The sequence below is a fragment of the Streptomyces sp. NPDC058469 genome, assembly GCF_042721125.1.
Taxonomy (GTDB): Bacteria; Actinomycetota; Actinomycetes; order Streptomycetales; family Streptomycetaceae; genus Streptomyces.
Map to the genome: position 1 here is coordinate 1 of NZ_JBHXME010000261.1, position 2820 is coordinate 2820.

Annotated in this window: 4 protein-coding genes; 1 reads left to right on the forward strand and 3 read right to left on the reverse strand. The window is 70.3% G+C overall.

Features of this window, described 5'->3' with window-relative positions; genetic code table 11:
• Positions 1-76: 76 nt before the first annotated feature.
• The 3 genes from ACFWP5_RS50245 to ACFWP5_RS50255 are packed head-to-tail and all read right to left on the reverse strand — an operon-like array spanning position 77 to position 1721.
• Entirely contained in the window at positions 77-1000 is a 924-nt protein-coding gene (locus ACFWP5_RS50245; protein ID WP_384173435.1) for a hypothetical protein, read from the reverse strand.
• Positions 997-1602, reverse strand: a complete 606-nt coding sequence (locus ACFWP5_RS50250; protein ID WP_384173438.1) for an RNA polymerase sigma factor — start codon at positions 1600-1602, stop codon at positions 997-999. Before ACFWP5_RS50250 ends, ACFWP5_RS50245 begins: the two co-directional genes overlap by 4 nt.
• A complete protein-coding gene (locus ACFWP5_RS50255; RefSeq protein ID WP_384173441.1) occupies positions 1599-1721 on the reverse strand; it encodes a hypothetical protein in 123 nt (40 codons plus the stop codon). The genes ACFWP5_RS50250 and ACFWP5_RS50255 overlap by 4 nt, the downstream gene beginning before the upstream one ends.
• Before the next feature lie 205 nt (positions 1722-1926).
• Between ACFWP5_RS50255 and ACFWP5_RS50260 the strand changes: the two genes are divergently transcribed.
• On the forward strand, positions 1927-2763 hold the full coding sequence (locus tag ACFWP5_RS50260; protein WP_384173444.1) for an alpha/beta fold hydrolase: 837 nt from the start codon (positions 1927-1929) through the stop codon (positions 2761-2763).
• Positions 2764-2820: the final 57 nt, after the last annotated feature.

Genomic DNA, 2820 nt, shown 5'->3' on the forward strand with positions numbered 1-2820 from the left:
GCCATCTGCGGCCTACTGTAGAGGAGTGCGCCAGCTGACATCCCGCCCGTGTCGGCCGATCTCGCCTACTTCCGTGTCAGCCGATCTTGTCGGTGAAGCCCGCCGACAGGACCGTGTGGTGGGTGACCTTGCCCTTGCTGGGCCCAGCCGTCCACGTGAAGGTGTACTCCAGGATCGCGCTGGTCTTCGGGTCGACGATCACCTGACCGACGCTCTTGGCCTCCGCGAACTCCACGGCCGTACCACCGCGTCCGGTGCTGTCCTTGACCTGGCCGACCAGCTTGACGCCCTTCAGCCCGGCCATCGCCTTGAAGACCCCGGCCCGCAGTTTCGGGCCCGCCGGGGACTCGGTGAGCAGGCTGGCCGCCTGGTCGAAGGGCGAGATGCTCTTGGGCCGCGGCGCAGTCTGCAGCAGCGCGAGCAACTGCGCCGGGTCGGTGGTGAGTTGGTCCAGGCCGTTCCAGTCGAGGTCCTTCGGCCCGAACTGCCAGTCGGGGTGCCGCCCCTTCTTGGCGGCCTTGCCGCTGCTGACGACGTACTCGTCCATGGACTGCGAGATGTACTCGTCCCCGACCGTCGTCCGCATCTTCCAGTACTTCCCCGAGGAAGCCGACTGGCTGGCGGCCACCGTGGAGATGTCGTCCAGGAAGACGGCCGCGGTGCCCGTGCGCGCCTCGCTGTGCGTGCCCGCCGAGCTCGTGCCGTTGTTCGCGTACGTCACCACGCCGGTCGCGACCGCGGCCATGGCCAGCAGCCCGATCAGGGCCCGGCGGCGCCCGGTCAGCCGCCGGATCGGCGTCACGGCGACAACGCCGGCCTTCGCTCCGGCCGCCCCTTCCGTCGCTACGGCCGCCTCGACCTCGGCCAGCACCCTGGCCAACGTCCGTTCCGACAGCGGCTCGACGTGACCCGCCGTCGCCAGTTCATCGGCACCGGGGAAGTCCAGCAGTGCGCCTCGCTCGTTCATACCGTTCTCCTCAGTGTCGTCGTACGTGGTCATGCGAGGTCTCCTGTCGCGGTCAGGTTTCGTCCCGCCGGTCCCGTCGGGCGGGGCAGCGCGAGCCGGTCGCGCAGTCGGCCCCGGGCCCGGTGCAGCCGCGAGCGCGCGGTGCCCGCCGGGATTCCCACGACGGCGGCGGCCTCGGTCGGAGTGAGCTGCTCCCAGCTGATCAGGAGCAGCAACTCCCGCTCCTCGGTGGGCAGTTCGGCGAGGGCCCGGCGCAGTGCGGGGGCCATCGCGGCGGCGTCCAGCCGCTGGTCCACCACCTGCCAGGGATCGGTGACATCCGGTCCCGGCGCGGGCTCTTTCCGCCCCGCCCGCCGCAGTTGCTGGGCGAGCACGTTGTGGGCCACCCCGAACAGCCAGCCCCGGGCCGAACCCCGCGCCGGGTCGAAGGTGCGCCGGGCGGCGAACGCCTGCAACCAGGTCTCGGAGAGCAGATCCTCCGCCGCGGCGGGCATACGCCGGGCGAAGTAGCCGTGCAGGGCGGACGAGTGGGCCCGCACGAGGTGAGTGAACGCCCCCGTGTCACCACGCGCCGAGCGCGTCAACTGGGCTTCGCTGTCGCCGTGTTCGTCACTGGCGCCGTGAGGTCCGCTCACGCCGTGTTCGTCGCCGGCGCCGTGATGATCGCTGGCGGCGCCGCGAAGGTCACTGTCGGCGCCGTGGTGGTCGCCGGCGCGGTGACGGTGCCCGCCGCGTCGCCGGTCGCCCGGTTCATCCGGTTTCACCGAGTCTCCGTTTCCGACCGCCGGACGACGGTCTCAACCTGTACTTGTCGGCGGGGGCCGAGAGCGTTCGCGCACCCACCCCAATCAATACGCAACCCTCATCATGAGAGTGGACTTGCATAAAGAGAGCCAACCCCCTACCTTAATGAGAGCCAGCTCTCAGCAAGCGAGAACAAGCGACAAGGACTTCTCACCATGACCACCCCTGCCTCCACCCCCGCCCCCGCCTCCACTCGCACCGTCGCCCTCCCCGGCGGACTCTCCGTCACCATCCAGGAGTTCGGCGAGAACACCGAGGGCACCGGCGTACTGATCCTCCACGGCGGCGCCGGCCCGCGCACGGTCGCCGGCATCTCGAACGCCCTGTCCGAGCACGTGTACGTCGTGACACCGACCCACCCCGGTTTCGACGGCACGCCCCGCCCGGAACGTTTCGACACGGTCGCCGACCTGGCCATCGCCTACCTGGACCTGCTCGACACGCTGGACCTCAAGGGCGTCATGGTGATCGGCAACTCCGTCGGCGGCTGGATCGCGGCAGAGATGGCCCTCCGCGACAACCAGGGCCGGATCGGCGCCCTCACCCTGCTGAACGCGGTCGGCATCCACGCCCACATGGTCGAGAACCGCGTCGTCGACCCGCGCACCATGGCCCCGTCCGACGTCAGCCAACTCTCCTTCGCCAACGCCAAGTTCCGCCCCGACTTCGCCTCGTTCAGTGACGAGCAGCGAGCCGCGGCCGGCGCCAACCAGAAGACCCTCGCGATCTACGGCGGCGACCACTTCACCTACGACCCGAAGCTCCGCGGCCGCCTGCACCGCGTCACCGTCCCGGTCCTGGTCATCTGGGGCGAGGAGGACGGCATAGCCCCCCTCAAGTACGGCCGCGGCTACGCCGACGCCTTCCCCAACGGCCACTTCGCCCCAATCTCCGACGCGGCCCACTTCCCGCAGATCGAGCAGCTGGGGGCGACGCTGGGGGCGATCGGGGACTTCGTGAGCACGGTGGTCAAGCCGGGGGCGACGGACTGAGGCTGCTTCAGCTGCACAGTCAGGGCCCAGGTCGACGGCCAGGGGCCAGTCTGCCGT